The sequence below is a fragment of the Flavobacterium labens genome (assembly GCF_048286755.1).
Classification (GTDB): Bacteria; Bacteroidota; Bacteroidia; order Flavobacteriales; family Flavobacteriaceae; genus Flavobacterium.
The window spans coordinates 121474-146169 of record NZ_JBLVPL010000002.1 but is presented as its reverse complement, the minus strand read 5'-3'; the positions used below and the strand labels follow the sequence as shown (position 1 = coordinate 146169).

The 24696-nt window shown below is 32.2% G+C and carries 22 protein-coding genes and 1 tRNA gene; 10 read left to right on the top strand and 13 right to left on the bottom strand.

The genetic code is table 11. The features are described from left to right. Positions 1-21: 21 nt before the first annotated feature. Together ACNQF8_RS07300 and ACNQF8_RS07295 are read right to left on the bottom strand one after the other, a co-directional pair. On the bottom strand, positions 22-237 hold the full coding sequence (locus ACNQF8_RS07300; RefSeq protein WP_417953150.1) for a hypothetical protein: 216 nt from the start codon (positions 235-237) through the stop codon (positions 22-24). 51 nt (positions 238-288) lie between these two features. Next, positions 289-5631 carry a reprolysin-like metallopeptidase gene (locus tag ACNQF8_RS07295; protein WP_417953149.1) on the bottom strand — a complete coding sequence of 1781 codons (5343 nt, stop codon included), beginning with the start codon at positions 5629-5631 and terminating at the stop codon, positions 289-291. 333 nt (positions 5632-5964) lie between these two features. Between ACNQF8_RS07295 and ACNQF8_RS07290 the strand changes: the two genes are divergently transcribed. Then, entirely contained in the window at positions 5965-6621 is a 657-nt protein-coding gene (locus tag ACNQF8_RS07290; protein ID WP_417953148.1) for a TonB-dependent receptor plug domain-containing protein, read from the top strand. A gap of 272 nt (positions 6622-6893) precedes the next feature. On the opposite strand, the gene ACNQF8_RS07285 is transcribed toward ACNQF8_RS07290, so the two are convergent. The 3 genes from ACNQF8_RS07285 to ACNQF8_RS07275 all read right to left on the bottom strand — a co-directional run bounded on the left by ACNQF8_RS07285 (position 6894) and on the right by ACNQF8_RS07275 (position 8674). Then, entirely contained in the window at positions 6894-7523 is a 630-nt protein-coding gene (locus ACNQF8_RS07285) for an MCP four helix bundle domain-containing protein (RefSeq protein ID WP_417951758.1), read from the bottom strand. A gap of 145 nt (positions 7524-7668) precedes the next feature. Beyond that, a complete protein-coding gene (locus ACNQF8_RS07280) occupies positions 7669-8229 on the bottom strand; it encodes a DUF6642 family protein (protein WP_417953147.1) in 561 nt (186 codons plus the stop codon). Between the two features lie 368 nt (positions 8230-8597). After that, positions 8598-8674, bottom strand: a tRNA-Met gene (locus ACNQF8_RS07275). Between the two features lie 155 nt (positions 8675-8829). Between ACNQF8_RS07275 and ACNQF8_RS07270 the strand changes: the two genes are divergently transcribed. Then, on the top strand, positions 8830-9222 hold the full coding sequence (locus ACNQF8_RS07270; protein WP_099716121.1) for an START-like domain-containing protein: 393 nt from the start codon (positions 8830-8832) through the stop codon (positions 9220-9222). A 55-nt stretch (positions 9223-9277) separates the two neighbouring features. Beyond that, on the top strand, positions 9278-10117 hold the full coding sequence (locus ACNQF8_RS07265) for an aminotransferase class IV (protein ID WP_417952675.1): 840 nt from the start codon (positions 9278-9280) through the stop codon (positions 10115-10117). On the opposite strand, the gene ACNQF8_RS07260 is transcribed toward ACNQF8_RS07265, so the two are convergent. The 5 genes from ACNQF8_RS07260 to ACNQF8_RS07240 all read right to left on the bottom strand — a co-directional run bounded on the left by ACNQF8_RS07260 (position 10114) and on the right by ACNQF8_RS07240 (position 14686). Next, positions 10114-10674, bottom strand: a complete 561-nt coding sequence (locus tag ACNQF8_RS07260; protein ID WP_315211562.1) for a YqgE/AlgH family protein — start codon at positions 10672-10674, stop codon at positions 10114-10116. The genes ACNQF8_RS07265 and ACNQF8_RS07260 overlap by 4 nt on opposite strands. Positions 10675-10793: 119 nt before the next feature. After that, on the bottom strand, positions 10794-11066 hold the full coding sequence (locus ACNQF8_RS07255) for an HU family DNA-binding protein (protein ID WP_073017033.1): 273 nt from the start codon (positions 11064-11066) through the stop codon (positions 10794-10796). Between the two features lie 179 nt (positions 11067-11245). Beyond that, entirely contained in the window at positions 11246-12193 is a 948-nt protein-coding gene (gene fmt / locus ACNQF8_RS07250) for a methionyl-tRNA formyltransferase (RefSeq protein WP_417952672.1), read from the bottom strand. Beyond that, the gene (locus tag ACNQF8_RS07245) at positions 12193-14088 is read right to left on the bottom strand and encodes a RecQ family ATP-dependent DNA helicase (protein WP_417953146.1); all 1896 of its coding nucleotides are present in this window, start codon (positions 14086-14088) and stop codon (positions 12193-12195) included. The genes fmt and ACNQF8_RS07245 overlap by 1 nt, the downstream gene beginning before the upstream one ends. 58 nt (positions 14089-14146) lie before the next feature. Further along, positions 14147-14686, bottom strand: coding sequence for an AAA family ATPase (locus tag ACNQF8_RS07240; RefSeq protein WP_315211556.1), 540 nt, complete (start codon positions 14684-14686; stop codon positions 14147-14149). Between the two features lie 147 nt (positions 14687-14833). Here ACNQF8_RS07240 and ACNQF8_RS07235 point away from each other — a divergent pair, with 147 nt between their 5' ends. From ACNQF8_RS07235 to ACNQF8_RS07220, 4 genes are all read left to right on the top strand, one after another. Then, positions 14834-15118, top strand: coding sequence for a DUF493 family protein (locus tag ACNQF8_RS07235; RefSeq protein WP_315211555.1), 285 nt, complete (start codon positions 14834-14836; stop codon positions 15116-15118). An 89-nt stretch (positions 15119-15207) separates the two neighbouring features. After that, positions 15208-15933: a DUF4290 domain-containing protein gene (locus ACNQF8_RS07230; protein ID WP_417952667.1), complete on the top strand. Its 726-nt coding sequence runs from the start codon at positions 15208-15210 to the stop codon at positions 15931-15933. A gap of 99 nt (positions 15934-16032) precedes the next feature. Next, entirely contained in the window at positions 16033-17343 is a 1311-nt protein-coding gene (gene murA / locus ACNQF8_RS07225; RefSeq protein ID WP_417952666.1) for a UDP-N-acetylglucosamine 1-carboxyvinyltransferase, read from the top strand. Between the two features lie 116 nt (positions 17344-17459). Continuing rightward, entirely contained in the window at positions 17460-18326 is an 867-nt protein-coding gene (locus ACNQF8_RS07220; protein ID WP_315211549.1) for a cation diffusion facilitator family transporter, read from the top strand. A gap of 105 nt (positions 18327-18431) precedes the next feature. On the opposite strand, the gene ACNQF8_RS07215 is transcribed toward ACNQF8_RS07220, so the two are convergent. The 3 genes from ACNQF8_RS07215 to ACNQF8_RS07205 form a co-directional block, all read right to left on the bottom strand. After that, positions 18432-20918, bottom strand: a complete 2487-nt coding sequence (locus tag ACNQF8_RS07215; protein ID WP_417953145.1) for a DUF5686 and carboxypeptidase regulatory-like domain-containing protein — start codon at positions 20916-20918, stop codon at positions 18432-18434. A gap of 92 nt (positions 20919-21010) precedes the next feature. After that, positions 21011-21424, bottom strand: a complete 414-nt coding sequence (aroQ, locus tag ACNQF8_RS07210) for a type II 3-dehydroquinate dehydratase (RefSeq protein ID WP_315211546.1) — start codon at positions 21422-21424, stop codon at positions 21011-21013. Between the two features lie 75 nt (positions 21425-21499). Continuing rightward, positions 21500-22063, bottom strand: coding sequence for a porin family protein (locus ACNQF8_RS07205; protein ID WP_315211544.1), 564 nt, complete (start codon positions 22061-22063; stop codon positions 21500-21502). Between the two features lie 333 nt (positions 22064-22396). On the opposite strand from ACNQF8_RS07205, the gene ACNQF8_RS07200 reads away from it, so the two are divergent. From ACNQF8_RS07200 to xerD, 3 genes are all read left to right on the top strand, one after another. Beyond that, positions 22397-22813, top strand: coding sequence for a porin family protein (locus tag ACNQF8_RS07200; RefSeq protein WP_417983479.1), 417 nt, complete (start codon positions 22397-22399; stop codon positions 22811-22813). 306 nt (positions 22814-23119) lie between these two features. After that, positions 23120-23710: a hypothetical protein gene (locus ACNQF8_RS07195; RefSeq protein WP_315211539.1), complete on the top strand. Its 591-nt coding sequence runs from the start codon at positions 23120-23122 to the stop codon at positions 23708-23710. 75 nt (positions 23711-23785) lie between these two features. Beyond that, complete coding sequence (xerD, locus tag ACNQF8_RS07190) at positions 23786-24682, top strand: site-specific tyrosine recombinase XerD (protein WP_417952661.1); 897 nt, start codon at positions 23786-23788, stop codon at positions 24680-24682. The last annotated feature ends 14 nt before the right edge of the window (positions 24683-24696 follow it).

Below are 24696 nucleotides of genomic sequence, written 5' to 3'. Positions count from 1 at the left end.
ATAGTATAAGTTACTTTAGATTCATATTGTTTTTCTTTGTTGATGCTTTCTAAAAGTGTAATAGGCAAAAATAATTCCAGCTATAGCCAAAAATATTAATTTACCATTTATAGGCATAGGAGGCTCTCCACTTTCTAAATCCCCATCAGAGGTATCATCACCAATTTGAGCAAATACTATAACGCTTGATAAGAGGCAAAAGAGAGTACAGTATAATTTTAATAGTATGTTTTTCATTTTTCGATTTCTTTATTTGATTTTGGTCACTTATTAAACAAACAGCATTAATTAATAAACTACTTTTTTAGTAACCACTTCGTTTTTGTCAGATGTTATTTTAATAATTAAAGTTTGCTCTGCTGCGCCAAAATCCTGGATTGAAGTTTTATTGGCATTTACTTCTTTTTGCTCAAAAATGATTCTTCCTCTAATATCAAATATTGTTACGTTCTTCATAACTGCTGAACCAGAATTGATGTTTATCACTCCTTGTTGATTGAAAACTAATATAGTGTTTTCATCAAATATCGGTGTTTCAATACCTAGAGTTTTAGAATTTTTATACATTAATTCAAAACGGTTGTTGAATGTTCCAATTGCTGATGAAAAAGGATATTCACTTTTTTTCAAATCATGAATAGAACCATTTAATTTATCCATCAAGAATATGTCTTGTTGGTTGGCAAATAATCCATCAACATGATCAATCGCAATACTGTAGTTTCCACTAACATTAGTTTTGAATGTTAAATGGACAATATCAGTATCTACAAATGGCAGGCTTCTACCTTGAATGATAAATTCCTCATTTTCGATTAATGAGTTTAAGGCAATTGGATTGTCATTAATGTACTTTCCGTCAATTGTTGCGTCAATTCCTGCAGTTGCGTCAGTCATGTAAGCAATTAACATCTGGTTTACAGGTGATGTAGGAGTAGAGAGGTTTAACCAAATTCTATTTCGCTCTATATTTTTAGTTCTTAAAAACTGGTTTCCATTATTACCTAAACGCATTTCATTTGTAAATGAAATAGTGTTAGAAGTAGCTTTGGCAATAAAACCCTGACCTACCTGAATAATTCCATTAGGTATAATACTGCTCAATCCGCCTGCGTTAGCAGTACCACCAGCAAGAGTGTAAGTTGCATAGGATGAACTTAAAGTATTGTTTGTTTTTCTCCAAAAGTACAATGCTTCAGTAATATTATTTGTTGAAATAAAAGTATTAGCATTTATGGTAGAAGGATATGGATTTCCAATCGCGTTGTACGTATTGTTTGTAACTGTTAAATTATAATTTCCATTATTAGGTATACCTTGAAATTGTCCTTCCCAAATAGTTGGAGTTGTAGGGTGATTATTTGGCATACGAATTAAGTATCCAGTTCCTGTCGCAAAATTAGTCGTTGATGCAATACCATTATAAAAATTAGTTGAAGGATTATAGGTATAAAAACGATTCGATAATGTAGACGGAGAGAATAATTGCAATTGCTGACTAGATACTGGAGCTGACCATAATACATAATCTAAAAGCATCAAAGCAGATGTTTTTCTTTTTACAGTAATGTTTCCGGTGTTTCCATTAGTGTTTTTGGTTTGTACCAAGTTAGCATTACTTTCAAATGTTAAGGAAGCGCCAGAAGCAACACTTACATCGCCTGCAATATTGAAATTAAACCCTGGATTTACTTTAACTACAGCATTGTTATTTACAGTAAGACTACACGCAGTTAAATTTGCGGTTGCTGTATAATTACCAGCTAAAATTACTGATGTAGCTGAATTAGGTAGACCATTATCCCATGAGCTACCATTCCAGGTAGTTGTAATTATGCTCACTGTTGTAGGGGTAGAAGAGATGGTAGTACAAGATCCGCTTTTTAGTATAGCTCTGAATTGTGTAGTTTCGTTTAAAATATCCGAAATATATGTATGAGTTGTGTTAGGGATATTTGTCCATGTTGTAAAAGGACTTAGTGAACTTTCCCAATTAAGAATTGTTCCGTTATATCCTGATAAAGTTAACGTTCCACTTTTAGAACCAGAACATACGGTAGTACCACCATTAATTGAGCCACCTATTGTTGTTGGATCTACTGTGATTGTTAATGTTGTTGTAGTTACACATTGCTCAGCAGTTGGTGTAAAAGTATAAATTGTTGTAGCGGTATTATTCAATGCAGGTAACCAGCTTCCAGTTATGCCATTTAACGAAGTAGTTGGTAATGCAGATAATGTTGCACCAGAACAAATAGCAGGAACGCTTGTAAACGTTGGTGTTACAGGTGTGCAAATTGTAATATTAAAAGTTTGACCTCCTAAAAAGGCAGAATTTATTCCATTTATAGAATATTTGAAACTGTCAGCATTTGTATTTACACCATTATGAGTATAGCTTACTAAACTGTTATTGATGTCAGCTTGTGTAAATGTCCCGCCAACAACTATAGCAACATTATTTAATTTTAAAACACCATTGATTGGAAGTTGTGTTATTGTGTATACTAATTGAGAAGCAGTAGCTGTAGGTTGTGTAGCTTCTAATTTACTCTGTAAAACTGTATTTGTAGCATTAATAGGTAAATTTATTGTATTATTTACTGTACTGATGTTATTGACAATTTGTAATTTACCACAGATGATAACTTTAAAATCTGTTAGTTTTCCTCCAGAAGTATTAGATACTCTGTCGGTTGCTAATAAAGTCCAGGTCCCTAATGAACTTGATCCGTTATATTTAGCTAAAGGCTGACTGGCTTGTTGAACTCCTTCAAGGGCTGCTGCTGTAAGCGGATCAACATCTCCACAAGCTAATGGGGTTCCATTGTCATCAAAAGTAACATCAAAATTAGCTCCCGTACAATCTCTATTGTATACTTCAACAAAAATCCCAGTTGGACCACTAAATTGCATTTTGATATCTGATAATAAAGCATGAGTTGCTTTCATATAGAAGCTTGCTTTACTAATAACAATATTATCAGTAATATCCATTTTTGCAATAACAGCATTGGTTGAATTAGGTTCCCAATCCGCATTTCCTTCAAAATATTTATCGGTATACGTTTTGCAGAAATCACTGGCAATTTGAAACGAAAAAGTTTCTGAATAAGCACCAGTTAAACAAGGATTAATAGGTTTGACTCTCCAATAATTTATTGTTCCAGTAGTTAAACTAGTTGTTTGATAAGAATTCCCAGTTACCGTAGCTGTTTCGATTAAAGTGGAAAAATTTGGGTTTGAGGCTATTTCTACGGTGTATGAAGAAGCATTGACTAAGTTATTCCATTGTAGTAAAACCGAGGTTTGTTGGTTTTCAGCTCCATTTACTGGAGAAGTTAAGGTTATATTTCCAATGTTGTTATCAGATATTTTTAGAGTTAGTGGTAAGTTGATGTTTGCTGTAGTAGAGGTTCCGTTAAAATTAAAATTATGATTTCCTACTGCAACCGTACTATTATTTGAAATAGTCATTGTTACACTACCAGCATTTGTTGTAGTTGTTGGCGAAAAAACTGCAGTTGCTCCAGATGGCAAACCAACAGCAGAAAATGTAACAGATTCGTTAAATCCTGGTGCAGGGGTATAATTTATTGTATACACAGCATTAGCAGGTTTACATACCGAAACAGAAGATTGTGAAGTTGTTAGGTCAAATTTGTTGGATTTTATTTCAAAATTAGCATTGGATATATCAAAGAAAATATTGGCAACAGCCTCTACTTTTATCCTATTAGTTTTTCCAATATTATTTGGTACAGTAATAGCTTGTGTTCCATCATTTGGAGTGTTTGCTAAAAGAGTTATTGGGTAGGTAAGTCCACCGTCAGTAGATAGTTTTATATTTACGTTTAATGCGTATGTGGCTGTATTAGTACCTAAAACATCCCAGGTTATTGTTTTGGACTCTCCAACATACCATGTAGCAGAAGTATTTGGTGCAGTTACCGCAAATGGTCCAACAGTCGCATTAATATTAACAATTATATTATCTTGATTGCTTTGTCCTCCAAGAGAATTATTGTCTCTAACTGTTAATCTAAAATTTAGTGCTCTAGCAACACTTGGTAAAACTTCCCAAGTTGGGGTTGTATTACTAATAATTGCATTAAGATTAGGAAAAGTTCTTGAAGGGTCAATTGTTGGAGAAAATGATCTAAATGTTGGTCTGTTAGTGCTTGTAGATATAGGAGGCATTGTTCCACTAGAAGTTCCATTGTTCATTTGTTCCCAACAATAGGTCATTGTGTCTCCTGGGTCACTGGCAATTCCCGTTAATATAAAAGGAGTCGATTTTGGAATAGTATAATCTGGGACTGCTGTTATTACGGGTTCATTATTAGTAATAATTGCTTCACTTTCACAGGTGTTTGAAAGCATTGTCGCAGTTATCTGCTGAATACTTATAGCATGAAAATAAGCATCACTGTTATTTTGGATGTTTGGAGGACAAATTCCTGCATACCCCATAATCGTTGAACCGCTACCAGGCTCCATTGCTGATGTTGTAGCTATTTGGCATGGGTTGTTTTGTGTATGGCCTGCGCCAAATTGATGCCCAATTTCATGGCATACATAATCAATGTCAAAAGGGTCGTATTGTGGAGTTACAATACCAGTAACTCCTCTTCCTTTTCCTGCTGTAGTACCAGACGTTGTTGTACATGGACTTAGCCCCGCAATGCCACCTCCACCTGTACTAAATACATGTCCAATGTCATACGAATTAGTACCTAATAAACCGTCAATATTTCCCGAATTAACACCTAACATTTGACCTCCATCGTAATTTTCGTAAGGGTCTGGGTCAGGAGTAGAATCCTTATTAAAATTGTCTTTATAAATTAATCGGTCGTTGTTGGCTACAATTTGAAATTGAATACCTAAATCTCGTCTGTAAACACTATTAACGCGAGTTATAGTTGTATTGATTGCAGCTAGAGCTCCAGCAACAGTATTACCATAATAAGCAGTGTATTCAGATGTACATGCAACAGCTAAGTCATAAGTTCTTAATTTAGCATCTACAGCATTATTAGACTTGGCCGTATTTGATGTAGATTTTGTTATTTCATTATCCATGTCTGTATGACATACGAAAGAATCATTTGCATTTCTTTCATAATCTTTTCTATCGTAAACTATGTAGTCATTTACATTCTTTTTTGAATATGGGTCGATATAAATAGTTTTTTCACCTGTAATAACTCCTGTAAAACCTTCAGGTGACATACTGATGTAAATTTTATTTAACGGATTTTTCTTACTAACTCCATAAAAGGATTGAATTTCTGGATATTTAGCTTCTAAATCAGGGTGCAGAACACTCGTTTTTTCTATAGTAAAACTTTCCATACTTCCATTTTCAAGCGGAAAGTCTAAAAGTAAAGTCGTTGCCAATTTATTATTCGACTCTCTTTTAGAAGCAGATTTGAAGTTTATTTTTAAAGATTTAAAATCTAAAGAAAATACTTTGTAATTGTTTGGAATACTTTTTCTATCTGACTTAGATATAGTTCTTGAGGATTCAGAGTCATTTTTTATTTGCCAATTATTAATTGATTGTGCAAAAGAAAATTGATTAAACAGTAAAATCGTAAAAAAAACTATTAGGTAATTTTTTTTCATAAAGGGTAGTTTTGAAGCCCAAAAATAAATCAAATATTTGTTAAAAACAATTTGAAATTCGATAAAATGCATTATTAACCGATTAAATACATGTAAAGTTGTTTTTATTATGTTAAAAATGTTAAATAACTTTAATTTTAGATGAATTAATGAAATCATAGCGCTTTCTGCCATTGATTTGAACCGGGTTTTATTGTAGTGTAATTTGGGTATTAATGGATTACTCATTCCCTTGAACATTTATTTTTAGTAAAAAAAAAATATTTTGATATTTCTTTTTTAGTACATTTAATAATATTTATAAATTATAGCATTATGAAAATTTCTAGAACATTGGTAGTTGTATTCTTCGTATTTGTTGGTTTTGGTTATGCGCAAAATAAGTTAACCGGAAAGGTTATGGATTACAAGAATAAACCAGTGGCAAATGCCAGGATATATTTAGATTCTATTTATTCAAATGTCACGACTAATAGTAAAGGGGATTTTGAAGTTTTACTTCCTGAAAAAGTAGCAGTTATTAATGTATACTCCTATAAGTTTGGTTTATTGTCTTCTAAATTTAATAATGAAAATGTAATGAATTTCATGTTTTTAGAATCGCAAAAATCGATAAGAGACCGAGCCAAAAATGGTGATGATATTAGTATTGGCTATTCTGAAGTGAATCAAAAGTACAAGGTTAATGCATCTCAAAAATTAGATTCTCAAAACGATAAAAGCTCAATTATTTATAATACTATATATGACCTAATACGAGGGCGATTAGCTGGTGTTACTGTCACAAGGAATAATAAAATAACTATTAGAGGTGTGAGCTCAATTAACAACATCTCGGAACCTTTATTTGTGGTTGATGGAGTTATCGTATCAAGTATTGACTATATTTTTCCTAATAATGTGAAAAGTATAAGTGTATTAAAGGATGCTGCGGCGTCTATTTATGGAGCTCAAGGTGGTAGTGGTGTTATCCTAATTAAAACTAAATAGATTTTAATCTTAATGTCGTTTATCTATTTTATTCTAATTAAGTATTTCTGTGATAGATTTTTTGACTGAATTACTATTTTATCTGATTGAAAATTAAGCTGTAATGCTTTTTATATTAGTATATAATACAAACCCCTAAGCAATCTTTGTTTAGGGGTTTGTCATGTTAAGGTGACTGATATTTAACAACTTTAGGTTATTAATTTAATTACTGTTTGCTTTGGCAGTTATCATGTAATTCTCTTAGCTTATAAATATTTTTTAGACTATAATCAATTCATACTTTGAGGTTCAGGTATTTTGATGTTTATTTTAGTTTTCTTAGACATCAATAAATATAAGGTGATGCAGGCTAAAATGACCAGCAAAGCAATCTGAAGTTGACCCATAAGATTGTTGTCGTTGTGCAAGGTATTTGAATTTGTCAATTTTGATTTGCCTTCTTTACTTTGAATTTGTGACAGCAGCTCCAATGTTTGTAAAGCTTGATTACTGGAGTAGTTAACTTGATTCCAGTTTTTATTTTGAGCCTCTTTATTAATCGCAGAACAAGAAGCTAGAAATGTAGTTAAAGATATTTTTTCTTTGGGAGTTAAAACAGTTTTTAAATATAGTTTATCTATGTTTTGAATGTTTTTTAGTGCCGCCGTGATGTGATAGTTTTTTTGGACGTCATTTAGCTTTGTTGCTACTGCGTTTGCTTTTATGAAATAAAGCTCATTTGCATACTGAAAAATGTATCGAGCCACAACTAATCGGTCATTGTAGATTGTATTGATATCCTCATTTGTTTTTTTAGAGTTTTGTAGTGTATTGAAATTATTCAATAAAATGATAAACATAACAATAAGTAACACAAAAGCGGCTTTTGTTTTAGTACTATATTTTTTTAAATCTTTCATCGCGATGGAATTTATAATCAATGCAATATAAGCTATTGTATTGAACTTGTTTTAACTACTACAAATAGTTCTCAAAAGTATAGAATTTGGTTGCGATTTATTTAATGACATATATTTTTATATTTCGAACGCTGTAAAATTTATTTTAATAATACAATCTAAAATCAAGAAGTTTACAAACTGCATAATATTTTTGATGTAATTCTTCTACATTTTCGATAACATTATCTTGTTCTTCAAAAAGGCTAAAAAATGCTCGGTCGAGTTTAATGCTGGTTGATTTATGTGATTTCGCACCATAACCAGAAACGGCGCGTGCTCCAGTGATATCCAAAAAGTATTGCGCCTCTTCCTGGCTTAGGTCTAAAGCCTTTGCATTAGCAAAATGCAAAATTTTCCCGGTCAATTTTCCTTCGAAGAGTTCTGCTATTTCTTCTAAACTATAGTAATAATCATTGATGCAAATGGTATTTCCTTCGCCTGGCATTACTAAGTAGATTATTTCATAATTCTTAAAATTATGGTCTTCATAAAGTAATGCGTTTAAACTTTCTTCTAACCCTTCAATAGTATCACATGTTTTATAAATACTTGTAATGCCTTGTTCTGAGGCTAGTAGCTCTAAGTTTTTTACTACTTCGGTTATGGTGTCAGTTTCTATATCAGGAACGGCTTCGAGGCAAAAAATAAATGTATCTGAATCCATGATATTTAGTTTATGTAGGTGATATAATACTGCCAAATATTTTTATTGAGACAATAATCCCAACAAGTGGCACTTTTTAGTAATAGAAAAACAAGCGATAGTTTTTTTAGCCGTCCTACAAATGCTAGAAATCTTCTCAGATAAGGTTTCGTAATTCCATTTTGTAAAATTACTTCAGAAAGAAATTTGTTGTTAGTATTTTATAATAAATAGTTATTAACCTTTTTGTTGAAGTAAGGGGGGTGTAACAATGGTATTTGAAATAAATTCCTAACTCTTTTTCTTCATTCCTAAGGTTGAGGTCTGGAGAATATTTTAAATTTTAAGCATAAAAAAACCCTAACATATTGATGTTAGGGTTTTTGCTTTGGTAGCGAGACCGAGATTTGAACTCGGGACCTCAGGGTTATGAATCCTGCGCTCTAACCGACTGAGCTATCTCGCCATGATTCCGGATGGATAACCATCCCTGAATGCGGGTGCAAATATAAAAATAAAATTAACGCCTGCAAGCATATTTTTAATAAAAAAAAATATTTTTAAAAACGCTTTTTTTTCGGAGTTATATTCTATATATTTCGAAAAAAATAAATGTAGCTCATGGATCAAAAAGTACGTTACGAAATCGAGTTTCCTATAAATTCTTCGCCTCAATTATTGTATCAATATATATCGACTCCTTCAGGTTTGTCTGAATGGTTTGCTGATAATGTAAATTCTCGTGGTGAGTTTTTTACTTTCATTTGGAATGATTCACAAGAAAAAGCTAGACTTGCTTCAAAGAAAACAGGTGAAAAAGTAAAATTTAAATGGGTTGATGAGAATAGTAAAGACACGGAATACTTTTTTGAGTTACATATTTTAGTGGATGAGCTTACCAAAGATGTTTCTCTAATGGTAGTCGATTTTGCTGAAAAAGATGAGGTTGATGAAGCTACACTGTTGTGGGAAAATCAAATATCAGACCTTAAACATCTAATTGGTTCTGTATAGTAAAATAGTATTTTATAACTTATATTTGCCCTGAATAAAATTTAGGGCTTTTTTTATGATTAATTTTAATGGGACTATTGTATCTGAGGATGCTAATATATTGACACAAAACCGAGCTTTTTTATATGGCGATGCAGTTTTTGAAACGGTTAAGATAATAAACAATAAAATCCTTTTTCTTGAGGATCATTATTTTAGGTTAATGTCTTCAATGCGTGTAGTTCGAATGGAAATTCCGATGAATTTTACCATGGAGTATCTTGAAGAACAAATACTTTCTTTAGTTACAAAAAATCAAGTGGTTCACTCTTCTCGTGCTCGAATTACTATTTATAGAAATGACGGTGGATATTATTTACCACAAAATAATACGGTATCTTTTCTTATTCATTCAATAGCGCTTGAAAATACGTTCTATTCAATTGAAAAAAAGTACTATGAAGTTGATTTGTACAAAGATTTTTACATCACAAAACAATTGCTTTCATCGATTAAAACGACCAATAAAATCATAAATATTACAGGAAGCATTTTTGCGCATGAAAACGGTCTGGATAATTGTCTGTTGTTGAACGATAGTAAAAATGTTGTTGAAGCATTACAAGGAAATATCTTTATGCTATTAGGCAACAAATTAACTACGCCTCCGGTTTCTGAAGGATGTTTGAATGGAGTTATGAGAAAACAAATTCTAAGTTTAGCTAAAAAAATAGAAAATTTAGAAGTTGTAGAAGAGGTAATCTCACCGTTTGACCTTCAAAAAGCAGATGAATTATTTATTACAAATGTCATAAAAGGAATTCAACCGATAACACAATACCGAAAAAAAGCATTCAGTACGAATATATCTGTTGAGTTATTAAAAAGACTTAATGAAATGATCAGTACGACCTAATTTAAGTATGGGTTTTCAGGAGCATTGGACCAAATGAGGTATTCTCCGCCTAATTCGATGATTTGCTCTTTCCAGAAATGTGTTGCTGATTTTCCAATTATTTTATTTTCATAGCTGTTTGCGGTAATAATCCAGGAGTGGCTTTCCATTTCATTTTCTAATTGGTTTTCATCCCAACCTGTGTAACCTAGAAAGAATCGGATGTTATCGTTATTAATTGCGCCTTTATTGATGAGTTCTTTTGTCGACTCAAAATCGCCTCCCCAATAAATTCCATTGGAGATTTCGATGCTATTAGGAATCAAATCTGGAATGTTATGAATAAAGTAGAGGTTGTCTTGTTCTACCGGTCCGCCATTATAAATTTTAAATCGCGCGTCTATATCCGGGATTAAATCATGTATGGTGTACTTCAAGGGTTTGTTAATTATAAAACCAACTGATCCTTCTTCATTGTAATCAGCTAATAAAATTACCGATCTGTTGAATGATAGATCCCCAATTATCGTAGGTTCTGCTATAAGCAAATATCCTTTCTTTAGTTTATCTGTAATCATCGGAATATATTTTTTTATTAAATTTAAGTTTTTTATTATAATAACGCAAAATAAAATCGTTGAAACGCATAAAAAAACCTTCCAGGTGGAAGGTTTTGATTATATTGGGGGAACTAAAATTAGTTTACCGCACCTTCTAATTCTGCACCTGCTTTAAATTTCACTACATTTTTAGCAGCGATTTGGATAGTTTTTCCTGTTTGAGGATTTCTACCGTCTCTTGCAGCTCTAGCAGAAACTGACCATGATCCGAATCCTACTAAAGATACTCTTCCACCTTTTTTCAAAGTTCCGCCTACATTACCTAAAAACGACTCTAAAGCCAATTTTGCTGCAGCTTTAGTAATTCCTGCATCAGCAGCGATAGCATCGATTAATTCTGATTTGTTCATAATAATTAGTTATTAATTGTTGGTTAAAAAAATTGTTAATATACAAATTTAGTAGGAAATACGTTCCTTGCAAGTGTTTTGCTTGATTTTAGTTTGTTTTGTTAATAACTTATTTTTTTTGTTAATAATGCTAAGGTTATTTCTGATTAAAATGAGTAAAACGCCCGTTTTTATTGATGTTAATGAGCTTTTGCTTCAGCCGAAAATGTAATTCCATTAAGTAATTCTTGCGTATTCATCTTCTTTTTACCTGGAAACTGCAAACTTAACACTTGAATAAATCCATTTTCTACTGCAATCTTCATTTCTTTTTTGGTACAAATTAGACTTCCTATATTGTAATCATGGTCTTCTAAAACAATTTTAGCTTCATATAGTTTTACATTCCATTCTTCATTTTTATCCTGAATGAAACACCAAGCTGCTGGATAAGGGCTCAAACCTCTAATAAGATTATTGATTTCTAAAGCTGATTTTGTCCAATCAATCTTGCAGTTTTCTTTATTAAGTTTGTATGCTGTTTTAATATCGGCAGTGTCTTTTTGAATAATTGTGGATAGATTTCCTTTTTCAATCATTTGTAAAGTATCAATAACAGTTTTACTTCCCAAATCCATTAATCGGTCATGCAGTTGACCTGCATTTTCGGTTTCATCAATAGGTGTTTCCGAGCTTAAAATCATTGCACCAGTATCAATTTTATCATCAATGAAGAAAGTAGTTACGCCCGTTTTAGTTTCTCCATTTATTATTGCCCAATTAATAGGTGCGGCTCCGCGATAGTTCGGTAGGAGTGAAGCGTGGAGATTGAAAGTCCCTAACGACGGCATTTCCCAAACTACTTTTGGTAACATTCTAAAGGCAACTACTATCTGTAAATTAGCATTCAACGATTTCAATTCCGATAAAAAAGTCTCGTCTTTAAGATTTACGGGCTGTAATAAAGTAAGATTATTGGCTAATGCATATTCTTTTACCGCTGAATATTTTAATTTTTGTCCACGACCGGCAGGTTTGTCTGCGGCAGTAATAACGCCTACAACTTCGTAGTTTTTTTTAAGTATTGCGTCTAATATTCCCACTGCAAATTCGGGCGTTCCCATAAAAACAATTCGTAATTTTTCCATTATGATCTTAAAGTATATTTATTATTTGGTTTAACCAAAATAGTGTTGTTTTCTAATAAATCCTGAAGTACAAAGATAACTTCGTCAGGGTTGTTTTTAGTTCTGTTTTGTATGTCTCTCGAATTCAAATCTTCGGATTGTAATAAAGTAATGATTGCTGCAGAAAGTGAGGCGCTGTTTTTTTTCTTGTTTTTCTTGGTAATGCAATAGGAACAAATTCCACAATCGACATCCGTTTTTTCTCCAAAATAACGCAAGATAAGCTTGTTCTTGCAAACCTTTTTTTCGCTTATATAATTTAGAACGGACTGAAGTTGTTCTTTTTTTAATTGATTTTGATTTTCTAAGTATTTTGAAACTCGGCTGATGGTTCTTTCATCTTCCCGAATTTCATTAAAAATTAATATAGAATCATTATTTTTCGAATGATATTCTATTATATCCTTTCCTTTTAATTTATGTAAGACTGCTTGTATTTCGGCTTCCTTGTGATTTGATTTTTTAGCAATCAATTGTAAGTTGAAAGCAGTTTGCAATTCATAAATTCCGGGATATGTTCGCAATATTGCCAAAATAATTTCCTCGTCATTAGGATTCAAACTCATATATCGAATCACTTCTTTGGAAGGAATAAGAAATTGTAACGTGATTTTTTCAGAGAACTCTTGGGACAAATTGATAATTCCTTGTCTGTCCAGAAATTGCATTGCATTGTATGTTTTTAATGTTGGGAATTCATATTTTAAACAAAAATGATGCAAATTGAATGTAAACTGCTCATTGATTCCTTCTCCGTAAGCAATCTGGAAATAATTACAGAGCTTGACATACATGAGATTCAAGAACTTTTTATCAGGAAGGATATTTATAAATTGGTTTTCAGCCTGATTAATATCCGAAGGACTTGTTAGTAAAACGGCATAGGCTTTTTCTCCGTTTCTTCCTGCGCGTCCTGCTTCCTGGTAATAATTTTCTAAATTTTCGGGTAGTTGAATGTGTATTACGGTTTTTACGTTGGCTTTGTCAATTCCCATTCCAAAGGCATTGGTGGCCACAGTAACCTGAACGTCTTCATGCATCCACAACTGCATGTTTTTATCTTTTTCTTTGGACGAAAGTCCGCCGTGATAATACGTTGCTTTAAATCCTAACGCATTCAATTGAGAGGAAATTTCCAGACAGGATTTTCTATTTCGAACATAAATGATTGATGATTCTGGATTTTTCTTCAGGATTTGTTCTATTCTGAAAAGTTTATCTTCTACTTCAAAAACCATGTAGGCGATATTTTCTCTTGCAAATGATTTCTCAAAAACTTGCACATCATGCAATCCCAGTTCAGTAATGATATCTTCTTTGACTTTTGGAGTTGCAGTGGCTGTTAATGCAAGGAAAGGTACTTTTGGGAAATGTTTTTTTAATGCAGAAATCTTCAAATAAGCGGGTCGAAAATCATGTCCCCACTGGGATACACAATGGGCTTCATCAATGGTAATTAAGTTTATGGGAAGGCTTTTTATTCGTTCCAGAATCCAGTCAGATTGTAAGCGTTCCGGAGATAAATAGAGGAATTTATAATTACCGAATTGGCAATTATCCAATAAATCAATCATTTCTTCGGATCTGATGCCACCAGTTAATGCAATCGCCTTGATATTTCGCTTTTGCAAATTAGCAACTTGATCTTTCATTAGAGCCACTAATGGCGAAATTACAAGACAAATTCCTTCGTTCATCATAGCCGGGATTTGGAAACAAACTGATTTTCCGCCGCCGGTTGGCATTAATGCAAAAGTGTCATGTCCGCTTAAAACGGAATCGATAATTTCCTTTTGCAGCGACCTAAATTTGTCGTGTTTCCAATATTTTTGAAGAATAGCTAACGCTTCTTGCATAGATTATAGATTTCAATTCGTAGAAAAAATCCCAAATTGTAAATTCTAAACTTGAAAATTATTTAGAAATTTCATCTAAGATAAAAAGAATTCTGTTATCCAGGGTATCTTTAGGAACTTCTATGAGTTCGTAGCCGTAACTTTGATACGTTTCTGTAAGGTGATTATAGATGAGTTTAGCTTGTTCGAAGTTTTCATAACGTTCGTGATCGCTAATATAAATTTCTTCCCAAGGCGGAAGAATAAAGATTTTTGAATACGTATGTTCGCGACAAGCGATGTCAAAAGAGGCAGGATAGCTATCGCCAATATAATGCATGTAAGCCAAAACATCTGGGATTCCGCGGTCAATAAAAACGACTTCATGTGGCTCTTTTGAGGCATTATGAAACTGTTTTTTTCTTCCTTCAAGAAGTAATTCACTGAATAATAGTGGTTTTTCGAGGAATAATTGCTCGATTCCTTGTTTTTTTGCTTCCAAAGTTACTTCCCGTGAAATTTCGGGATAACAACAATGTCCTTTGGCTACCAATCCATCGATGATAGTTGTTTTACCTGTTCCTGGACCGCCAATGATAACTATGATTTCTTTCTGCACCTTTAAAAAATAAGGGGCAAATTTACTTAAACTTATTGGGATTTGAAAAAATGATTGCGGTTAAAATAATATTAGGTAAAAAATCATAATTCAAAATTCATAATTTACGTTTGAAACTGTATATTTGCCTTTATTTTTAAATAGAAAATGGATAAGAACACTCAAGAATTTTATGATAGATTAAAAGTAGAGTTGGACCTGAGTAATTCATGGCCGGCTGAATACTTGTTTAAATTTATTGTGCCAACAGAAGATGATAATATCGAACGTGTTCAATTGGCTTTTGATTGTATGGGAGCGGTTATAAAAACGACCAAATCTAAGACCGGTAAGTTTACCAGTATATCTATTGACGTAACCATGAAAGATTCACAAGAAATAGTAGATAAATACCTAGAAGTTTCTACAATTAAGGGGATTATTTCTCTTTAGATATAAAACTAAATTTTGATGCATATACAATCGAATGATTACAAATCTTCGAAAAAGAGCATGTAAGATTAAAAAATATACATTCGAATATGAATTCAAAATATATTAAAGAAAACTCGAACGATGTGGTTCACCATTTGGAATATAATGCGGAAAGATCGCATTTGATTATTCCGGAATATGGACGCCATTTGCAAAAACTAATTGATCAGGCAACTAAAATTGAAGATGATGTAGAACGCAACAAAGCGGCAAAATACATAATTCAGGTTATGGGAAGTTTGAATCCACATTTACGTGATGTTCCTGATTTTCAACACAAGTTGTGGGATCAGATTTTTATCATGTCAGATTTTAAATTGGTTGCTGATTCTCCTTATCCAATTCCATCCCGTGAGGTATTACAATTGAAACCGGATGTGTTAAGTTATCCTCAGAATTTTCCAAAATACAGGTATTATGGCAACAACATAAAATACATGATTGATGTAGCCAATAAATGGGAAGATGGTGAAATGAAAAGTGCTTTAGTGAAAGTAATCGCTAATCACATGAAAAAATCCTATTTGAGTTGGAACAAAGACACCGTTAAGGATGATGTTATTTTCGAACATTTATACGAATTGTCAGGCGGTAAATTAAATTTACTTCAAAGTACCGAAGAGCTTCTTAATACCACTGATTTATTACGAACAAATAAGCGAGTTTCTAATAAAATCTCACCTGCTGGTCCGCCAAAAATTCAAAGTAATAAGATTACAAAAACAGGAAAACCAAATCCGACTCACAAAAATCAAAATAGAAAACCGTTGTAAGTCAGTTATAAAATAGGAGTTATAAGTTTTTAATTTTTTAAGTACTAACTTTTAACTCGTAAATTTTAACTCATTACTAATAATTCATAACTTATCAATATGGGAATTTTTAAAATAGAAGGCGGCATTAGTCTTAAAGGAGAAATCACGCCACAAGGGGCAAAAAATGAAGCATTACAAATTTTATGTGCTGTTCTTTTAACACCTGAAAAAGTGATTATTAATAATATTCCTGATATTATTGACATCAATAAACTAATTACACTTTTAGGAAATTTAGGCGTTAAAATCCAAAAAACTGGATCTGGCTCATATACTTTTCAAGCTGATGAAGTGAATATTCAGTATTTAGAAACCGAAGCATTCAAGAAAGAAGGCGGTTCTCTTCGTGGATCTATTATGATTGTTGGACCACTTTTGGCACGATTTGGAAAAGGATATATTCCAAAACCAGGTGGAGATAAAATTGGACGTAGAAGATTAGATACTCACTTTGAAGGATTTATAAATCTTGGAGCAAAATTCCGTTACAATAGAGAAGATCATTTTTATGGTGTAGAAGCGCCTAAAGGACTGAAAGGTGCTGATATGTTATTAGACGAAGCATCCGTAACCGGAACAGCTAATATTGTTATGGCTGCAGTTTTAGCCAAAGGAAGAACAACAGTTTATAACGCTGCTTGTGAGCCTTATTTACAACAATTATGTAAGATGTTAAACTCCATGGGAGCTAAAATTACAGGTGTTGGATCTAATTTATTGACTATTGAAGGTGTTGAAAGTTTAGGAGGTTGTGAGCATAGAATTCTTCCAGATATGATTGAAATAGGAAGTTGGATTGGCCTTGCTGCAATGACAAAATCGGAGATTACGATAAAAGATGTAAGTTGGGATAACTTGGGAGTTATACCTAATACTTTCAGAAAACTAGGAATTACACTGGAACGAAAAGGAGATGATATTTACATTCCTGCTCACATAGATGGGTATGAAGTAAAAACTGATATTGACGGTTCTATTTTAACAATTGCTGATGCGCCTTGGCCTGGATTTACTCCGGATTTATTGAGTATTGTTCTTGTAGTTGCCACTCAAGCGAGAGGTGATGTATTGATTCATCAAAAAATGTTTGAAAGCAGATTGTTCTTTGTGGATAAATTAATCGATATGGGAGCTAAAATCATGTTGTGTGATCCGCATAGAGCGGTTGTTATGGGACACGATTTTAAATCACAACTCAAAGCCACAACAATGTCTTCACCAGATATTCGTGCGGGAATCTCTTTATTGATTGCAGCACTTTCAGCAAAAGGGACGAGTACTATTCAGAATATTGAACAAATTGACAGAGGGTACGAGCGCATTGATGAACGATTGAGAGCCATTGGAGCTAATATAGTACGCGCATAAATCAAATAAATAATTATAAAATATCGTTTAAGTAAACCAAATAGGATTTGAATTTAATGATTCAATACGGTTTACTTAAACTTTTTTTAATTTTAATTCATCTTTAGAAAAAGATCATGTCAACGGAACAAACAGCGATAAAGGCCACTTATTTTAGTATTATTGGAAATACATCTTTGGCCATTATTAAAGGTCTGGCAGGTTTTTTTGGAAATTCGTATGCTTTAATAGCGGATGCAATTGAATCTACAACAGATATTTTTGCTTCATTTTTAGTATTATTTGGAATCAAATATTCTAATAAACCAGCAGATAAAAATCATCCTTATGGACACGGAAGAGCTGAACCATTAATCACTTTTTTGGTAGTAGGTTTTTTAATCACTTCAGCTACTATTATAGCTTATGAAAGTATCATCAATATTGGTACGCCGCATCAATTACCAAAACCATGGACATTAATCGTTCTTGGGGCAATAATTATTTGGAAAGAATATTCCTTTCGTGTAGTAATGAAAAGAAGCATTCAAACGAATAGTTCCTCACTAAGAGCAGATGCTTGGCACCATCGAAGCGATGCAATAACATCTGTAGCAGCATTTCTTGGGATTTCTATTGCTTTGATTTTAGGTAATGGATACGAATCAGCTGATGATTGGGCAGCACTTTTTGCTTCTGGATTCATTCTTTATAACAGTTATCAAATATTCAGACCTGCTTTGGGCGAAATAATGGATGAACATTTATACGATGATTTGATAGAGCAAATTCGAATTGTTTCTCTTCAAGTAGATGGAATAATAGATACTGAAAAGTGTTTTATTCGAAAAGCAGGAATGCAATATCATGTAGATTTACATGCAATTGTGGATTCGAATATTACAGTAAAAGAAGGGCATGACTTAGCGCACAAACTGAAAGATACCTTACGAGAGGAAATCCCGGAATTAGGTCACGTTTTGATTCATGTGGAACCGAATTAATTTTATTATTTAAATCATTTTGAAATTTATAAAAACTAAAAAAGGCACAAGAAGATTATTTCTCGTGCCTTTTTTCTTGTTGTTAAACTATTTCTTGTTGAAGTTTTACTCTAAAATATTTAAAAATTTAAGTCCAAAAACTACTCCGTCGCCTTGGAAACCATTTTGATAGGAACGAACATAATCGACTCGTAGCATCTTAAATTTTCCAAAGCCTAAATTATCTAAACCAACCGTAAATTCTCTATAGGGCTTAACATTTGGTGTAGAAAGTGTATGAGCACCTAGAATTAATGTTGATTTTAATTTATTCAACAACGGAATTTTATTCATAATATAACCTTCGTCAGTGTATTCTGCGTGTGCTTCAAAATAACGATTGTTTGTACTGTTAGAATAATATGGCAATAAGTTAAAAACATTCAAATAACGTTCTGTCTGGCCTATGTGTGTTTGATTTCCATTGAAGTGCTTGTAATCTATAAAGGAGATGTTTTCTGCATTCAGAAATTTCCCGGCTTTTATATTCATTCCTATAGTTCCTTTATTTTCCAATTTTAAATCATAAGTTAATCGTGCATTAACATGGTCAAATTCATATTTCTTTTCATTGGTTGCAAATCCTTTTTCATATGCTAAAAATAGTGTAGGATATTTTTCATTTCTAATGTTATATTTTCCATCTGGACGGGAAGAATATTTATTGCCAAAATTGATTCTCGCATTTAGATTGGCTTTCATTAAATGATGTTTTTCAAAAGCGGGAGTGGTGAAATCATCCGTTGCCAGTGGATTATTTGAAGTATATAAATCGTGTTTATTGAAATAGGAGAAATCAGTGTTGTTGAATAAGGGTTTTCGCTGTTGGTATTCTATCTTCCCATTTAGATTCACACCATTTGCAATATCTTGGCTATAGCCTATTGCAGCTGATTCCAGATTATACAACTTCATGAAATTGTTCTTGAATGCCAATGAACTTATCGTATTTATAATTTTACTGATGGGTTCATTAGGATTAAATTGCTTTACTGAACTACCTCCTGTTAGGTATAAAGTGGCATAATTTTGATTGTTGAACCGATGTATAAATTGTCCGGTTACACGCAGACGATCTTCGGCAAAACCGTAATTGAGTTTTGTACTTATAGAAGTGTATATTCCTTTCTTTTCCTGATTTTTCCAGTTGGTGTATCTAAATCCCGAATCAAAATTATATCCTTGTACGGTATTGAAACTTAGTGAACCCAGGTTTAGTAATCCTTCATAACTAAAGGAGTTTTTCTCGGAACTATTTTTGTAAGTATAACCCGTAAGTAGTTTCAGTAGTTTGAATTTATTGCCTTTTGTATCAACAGAATCTAAATATTTTTTAGAATTTCGAACCTTGTAAATACTGTCTTTTCGAATGTAATCACCACTTTCTTCGATTGTTAAAGGAATGGGTCTGTTGCTATTCCAAAATATGGAATCTTTTTTATTTGAATTTATTTCGACACTTGTAATTTCATTTGTAAACGTTTTTTTAGCAAAGGAATTCACAAATTCGTAATTACTGTAGACATAGGTGTATCTTCCATTGAATTTTATTCCAAAGGCTCCAGCTGTAATATCAAGACTTTGTGTGTTTTTAACCCAAATTTTGTTGCTTTTGTTGTAACTGAAGTTTTGTTTTAAGGTCATGACATCGACAAATTCCTCTTTCATTCGGTATCCTTTTATATCTAAATCAACGGCATAAATAGCCCATGAATCTTCAACAATATAAATGTAACCTTCAAAAACAGGTTCGCTGTCACGTTTTGCAGTAACTTTTATTTTATTGATCATTTGATTATTGGCATCATAAAAAGTGCTTTCCAGTTTGTATTTGTAATAATTGAACGCATTATTTGCGATAGGAGAAATCATATTAACTCCAAAATCAATCGTATTATCATAGAAGTCATAAAAAGAAGATCTGGCCGTATTGTAACTGTAGCCGTTATCTCTTCCGCTTACTTTTGAGGCAGTTACGACTTCTTTTAAATTATTGGGTTTTTCAAAAGTAATTTTAGAAAAAGTTTCAGATAAGGAAATGATTCCAGTTCCTGTAGAGTCCAAAGAACCATTCATGTCACCAATTTTTTGACCCAATATTTTTTTAGGGGCATTTTTTAGTTTGAAAATTCCTCTGGAATAAAAGTCGGCATTGAATCGAGCCGTTTTTTCAGTATTTTCTTTTTTGCTGGCAATTGCATTTTTTATGATAGCAAGTGCAGGATTGATTTTAGTATTGATTACCACTTCATTCAAAGAATAACTTTCTTCAATCATTTTAACATCAAATGAATACGGTAACTTATCCTTCTGAATTGTTATTCTTTGCGTTTTAAAACCTAAAAATTGGAATACTACGATTTGTTTTTCCGTTTTCTTCAAGTTAAGTTCATATTTCCCTACTTCATTTGAGGTAGTTCCATTGTATGTGTCTTCTTGAAAAACGGTTACAAATGGCAGAGGATTTCCTTTTTCATCAGAAATGGTTCCTTTTATTTGTGCATAGTTGGTAAATGATACCAAAGAAATTAGAAGTAAGTAGTATTTTCTCATGAAAGTTTTTTCTTTCACAAAAATATAAGAAGTTTAAAAAGAGGCTATTAATTATTTGTTAAACATTTATAAGAATATTTTTATTTAAAGACTTACAAGAAAGATTGGATTGCCAATTCATAACTCTTTAAACCAAAACCTAAAATTACTCCTTTTGCATTTCCAGAAATGTAGGACTGGTGTCTGAAACTTTCACGTGAAAATGTATTCGAAATATGGACTTCAACAACTGGAGTAGTAATGGCTTTAATAGCATCTCCAATCCCAATGGAAGTGTGGGTATAAGCGCCTGCATTTAGAATAATACCATCGTAAGTGAAACCGAATTCCTGAATTTTATCAATCAATTCACCTTCAATATTACTTTGAAAATAGGTAAATTCTATTGTTGGAAATTTTATTTGTAAAGTGGTAAAATATTCTTCAAAAGTTAAGCTACCATAGACTTCTGGTTCGCGTTTTCCTAAAAGATTGAGATTTGGTCCGTTGATGATACTAATTTTCATAATTCCAGTTTTGGTAAAAATAAAAAAACCGTTCTAATTTAAAGAACGGTTTTGATAAATTTAATTTTATTATTTCTAGAATTTAAATCCAGCAGAAATTTGCACTACTGAGTTCTTGACATCTGCATCTTTAGATGCTTCAGTAAGACCTAATACATAACGTCCTTGTAGAAAAATGCTTTTTGTAACATTTAATGTTAAACCTCCGGCAACTCCAAACTCAAAAGTTTCTGCGTTTTCTACATCAAAATCATTTCTTTCGCTTAACAAAAATGAAGCTTGTGGTCCAAGATCAAGACTGACTGTTTTATTTAAATTAAATTTTGCCAAAACTGGAATGGATAAATAACCTAATTCATTTTTGAATTCTGTAGCTGCATATTTGTATGTTGCTCCTTGTGTAGAATATAATAATTCGGGCTGAACAGAAAAACCATCAGTCACTTTAATCTCAGCAACTAAACCTGCATGATAACTGGTAATAGCTTCCTTATCATAATTACCACTATTTATTGTAATATCACTTCCGGTTTGATTAGCGTAATTTAAACCAGCTTTAATTCCAAACTTGACTAATTGCGCTTGCATGGTACTTGAAATTGCGAGCAGTAAAACGGTAACTAAAATTGTCTTTTTCATAATATTGATATTTAATTATTGTTCTTAATTTGAACCTGCAAGATAAAACTCTTAAAGTATAGAAATATTACAATTTTATTTTTTTTACTTATAATATTCACTTCCTTTTAAAATCAGGTTTATGCTGTTTTAAGTTGCGGATTGGGTTTGTTTTTTGAATGGAAATTAGTTAAGGATGTTGTGGGAAGCTTTAAATCAGGTTATTATGTTTTGATTTTTTTGTTTTTAATTTTAAACTTATCGAGTTTCTATATTAAAAATCCATCTGCTATTTGATTTTTTTAACTTTGATAGTATTTATTTTAAATGATAAATCATAAAAAAAATATTTTAATGGTGGTAATTGCATTCACTTTTGGTTTTGTGAATGCTCAAGAAAAAGCAGAAATGGCATTTGGAGTTAAAGGAGGTTTGAATATTTCCACAATTACTAATGCTGTTGTAGATGGAGTAAATTCTAAATCTTTAGTAGGATTTCATGTTGGTTTTTTTTGGGAATTTATGATAAGTAATACATTCGCCATTCAACCTGAAGTTTTGTACTCTGCTCAAGGAACTGAATTAGAATTTGAGAGGATAAGTGGAGATTTGAAATTAGATTATATTACTATTCCGGTTATGGCTAAATATTATGTAGCGGATACTTTTAGTATGGAATTTGGCCCTCAAATAGGTTTTCTGGTATTTGGAAAATCAAAATCTAGTGGAGAATCTGAGGTCGTTAAGGACAGCTTAAATCTGCAGATGTAAGTTTGAATTTTGGTTTAGGATATGATATTACAGAAAATTTTATGATTGGCGCACGTTATAATTTTAGACTGACACGTTTGCAAGATGAATTATTTCTAGATGAAGTTGGATCTAAAAATTCTGTTTTTCAAATTTTAGGGACTTACAAATTCTAATATTTTAAATATATATCTAAACCTCCCAAATCCGGAGGTTTTTTTATATAACTCCATAATTTAAATATGTTGATAACTTATGTTAGGTAGGAAGTGTATTACTTTAAATTTAATATACTTTTATCTTGTTATTAACAATTAAACATCAAAAATGAAAAGAGTTATTTTAGTATTACTTATTACTTTCGTTGGTTTCAACGGTTATTCGCAAAAAAAAGACGGATTTAGAGTAGGTTTAGATTTAGGGGGTGTTCCTACTAATGGTGGCGGAGGAGTTTTGTTCTCATTAGAACCAAAATATAATATTAAAGATAATATGAATGTTGGTTTACGAATAGGAATAGCCGCGATCGTTCGCGATATAAATGATTCTGGTGCCACTACTAGCGCAAAAGTTGCGGCTAATGGTTCTTATGTTGCTACTTATGATTATTATTTCAACGGTGCTGGAAATTCTTTTGTTCCATATATAGGCGCTGGTGCAGGTTATTACAGTATTGCAAACGTAGAATTGGATGATACTGATAATAGTAATAATGTAAATGTAGATGCAACCGGTAAACTGGGAGGATTAGTTCGTGGTGGTTTTGAGTGGGGAAAATTCAGAATGGGACTAGAATATAATTTAGTACCAGAATCTAATTTACAAGATATCAATGGAAATAATCAAGGTACTGTAGCTAATTCTTATGTTGGAATTCATTTAGGATTTTATGTGGGCGGAGGTAAATGGGGAAAATAATCATTTTTTTTACTTATTTCAAAACCACTCTTAGTAGTGGTTTTTTTATGTCTAAAAAAGAGTTACTTTGTAATCATGAATTGGGACAGTTATATAAAGAGTTATCAATCGTATCTGAAAATTGAGCGTGGTTTGTCAAAGAATACAATAGAAAATTATTCTTTTGATATTGAACGGTTGTGTCTTTTTTTGACTAAAAATGAAATTGTTGTTTCACCAATAAAAATTGGAGAAGAAACGGTACAGCAATTTATTTATAGTGTGGCTAAAGAAGTTAATCCGCGTTCACAAGCCAGAATCATTTCAGGTCTTAAAAGTTTTTTTAGTTATTTGATATTTGAAGATTATCGCGTAGACAATCCATTAGAACTTATTGAAACTCCTAAAACGGGCAGGAAGCTTCCAGATACTTTATCTGTTGATGAGATTGATAGTCTTATTTTTGCGATAGACTTAACTACTAACGAAGGCGAACGCAATCGTGCCATGCTTGAAACACTTTATGGATGTGGAATGCGGGTTTCAGAATTAATTTCTTTAAAAATTTCCGATTTGTTCTTTGAGGAAGGTTTTATTAAAATAACGGGTAAAGGAAATAAGCAGCGCTTTGTGCCAATAAGTGATTTGACGCAGAAATACATTCAAATTTATAGGAATACTATAAGAACGCACATTACTATTCAAAAAGGTTTTGAGGATACGCTCTTTTTAAATAGAAGAGGGAAGCAGCTCACAAGAGCCATGGTTTTTACTATTATTAAAAATTTAGCAGTTAAAATAGATTTGAATAAAACGATAAGTCCGCATACTTTGCGACATTCTTTTGCAACTCATCTTTTAGAAAACGGAGCTGATTTACGCTCTATACAATTGATGCTTGGTCATGAATCTATTACAACAACTGAAATATATGTGCATCTAGACCGAACATTTTTGACGCAAGTCCTTAATTCATTTCATCCCAGAAAATAATTTTTAAGACATAA

Excerpts from the sequence above, each read along its gene's own strand:
- ACNQF8_RS07245 (WP_417953146.1), bottom strand. The coding sequence starts at position 14,088 with ATGCAAGAAGCGTTAGCTATTCTTCAAAAATATTGGAAACACGACAAA.
- ACNQF8_RS07265 (WP_417952675.1), top strand. The coding sequence starts at position 9,278 with ATGATTAATTTTAATGGGACTATTGTATCTGAGGATGCTAATATATTG.
- ACNQF8_RS07230 (WP_417952667.1), top strand. The coding sequence starts at position 15,208 with ATGAATTCAAAATATATTAAAGAAAACTCGAACGATGTGGTTCACCAT.
- ACNQF8_RS07255 (WP_073017033.1), bottom strand. The coding sequence starts at position 11,066 with ATGAACAAATCAGAATTAATCGATGCTATCGCTGCTGATGCAGGAATT.
- ACNQF8_RS07215 (WP_417953145.1), bottom strand. The coding sequence starts at position 20,918 with ATGAGAAAATACTACTTACTTCTAATTTCTTTGGTATCATTTACCAAC.
- ACNQF8_RS07285 (WP_417951758.1), bottom strand. The coding sequence starts at position 7,523 with ATGAAAGATTTAAAAAAATATAGTACTAAAACAAAAGCCGCTTTTGTG.
- ACNQF8_RS07205 (WP_315211544.1), bottom strand. The coding sequence starts at position 22,063 with ATGAAAAAGACAATTTTAGTTACCGTTTTACTGCTCGCAATTTCAAGT.
- murA (WP_417952666.1), top strand. The coding sequence starts at position 16,033 with ATGGGAATTTTTAAAATAGAAGGCGGCATTAGTCTTAAAGGAGAAATC.
- ACNQF8_RS07200 (WP_417983479.1), top strand. The coding sequence starts at position 22,397 with ATGGTGGTAATTGCATTCACTTTTGGTTTTGTGAATGCTCAAGAAAAA.
- ACNQF8_RS07195 (WP_315211539.1), top strand. The coding sequence starts at position 23,120 with ATGAAAAGAGTTATTTTAGTATTACTTATTACTTTCGTTGGTTTCAAC.
- ACNQF8_RS07280 (WP_417953147.1), bottom strand. The coding sequence starts at position 8,229 with ATGGATTCAGATACATTTATTTTTTGCCTCGAAGCCGTTCCTGATATA.
- ACNQF8_RS07295 (WP_417953149.1), bottom strand. The coding sequence starts at position 5,631 with ATGAAAAAAAATTACCTAATAGTTTTTTTTACGATTTTACTGTTTAAT.
- ACNQF8_RS07220 (WP_315211549.1), top strand. The coding sequence starts at position 17,460 with ATGTCAACGGAACAAACAGCGATAAAGGCCACTTATTTTAGTATTATT.
- ACNQF8_RS07300 (WP_417953150.1), bottom strand. The coding sequence starts at position 237 with ATGAAAAACATACTATTAAAATTATACTGTACTCTCTTTTGCCTCTTA.
- fmt (WP_417952672.1), bottom strand. The coding sequence starts at position 12,193 with ATGGAAAAATTACGAATTGTTTTTATGGGAACGCCCGAATTTGCAGTG.
- aroQ (WP_315211546.1), bottom strand. The coding sequence starts at position 21,424 with ATGAAAATTAGTATCATCAACGGACCAAATCTCAATCTTTTAGGAAAA.
- ACNQF8_RS07235 (WP_315211555.1), top strand. The coding sequence starts at position 14,834 with ATGGATAAGAACACTCAAGAATTTTATGATAGATTAAAAGTAGAGTTG.
- ACNQF8_RS07260 (WP_315211562.1), bottom strand. The coding sequence starts at position 10,674 with ATGATTACAGATAAACTAAAGAAAGGATATTTGCTTATAGCAGAACCT.
- xerD (WP_417952661.1), top strand. The coding sequence starts at position 23,786 with ATGAATTGGGACAGTTATATAAAGAGTTATCAATCGTATCTGAAAATT.
- ACNQF8_RS07270 (WP_099716121.1), top strand. The coding sequence starts at position 8,830 with ATGGATCAAAAAGTACGTTACGAAATCGAGTTTCCTATAAATTCTTCG.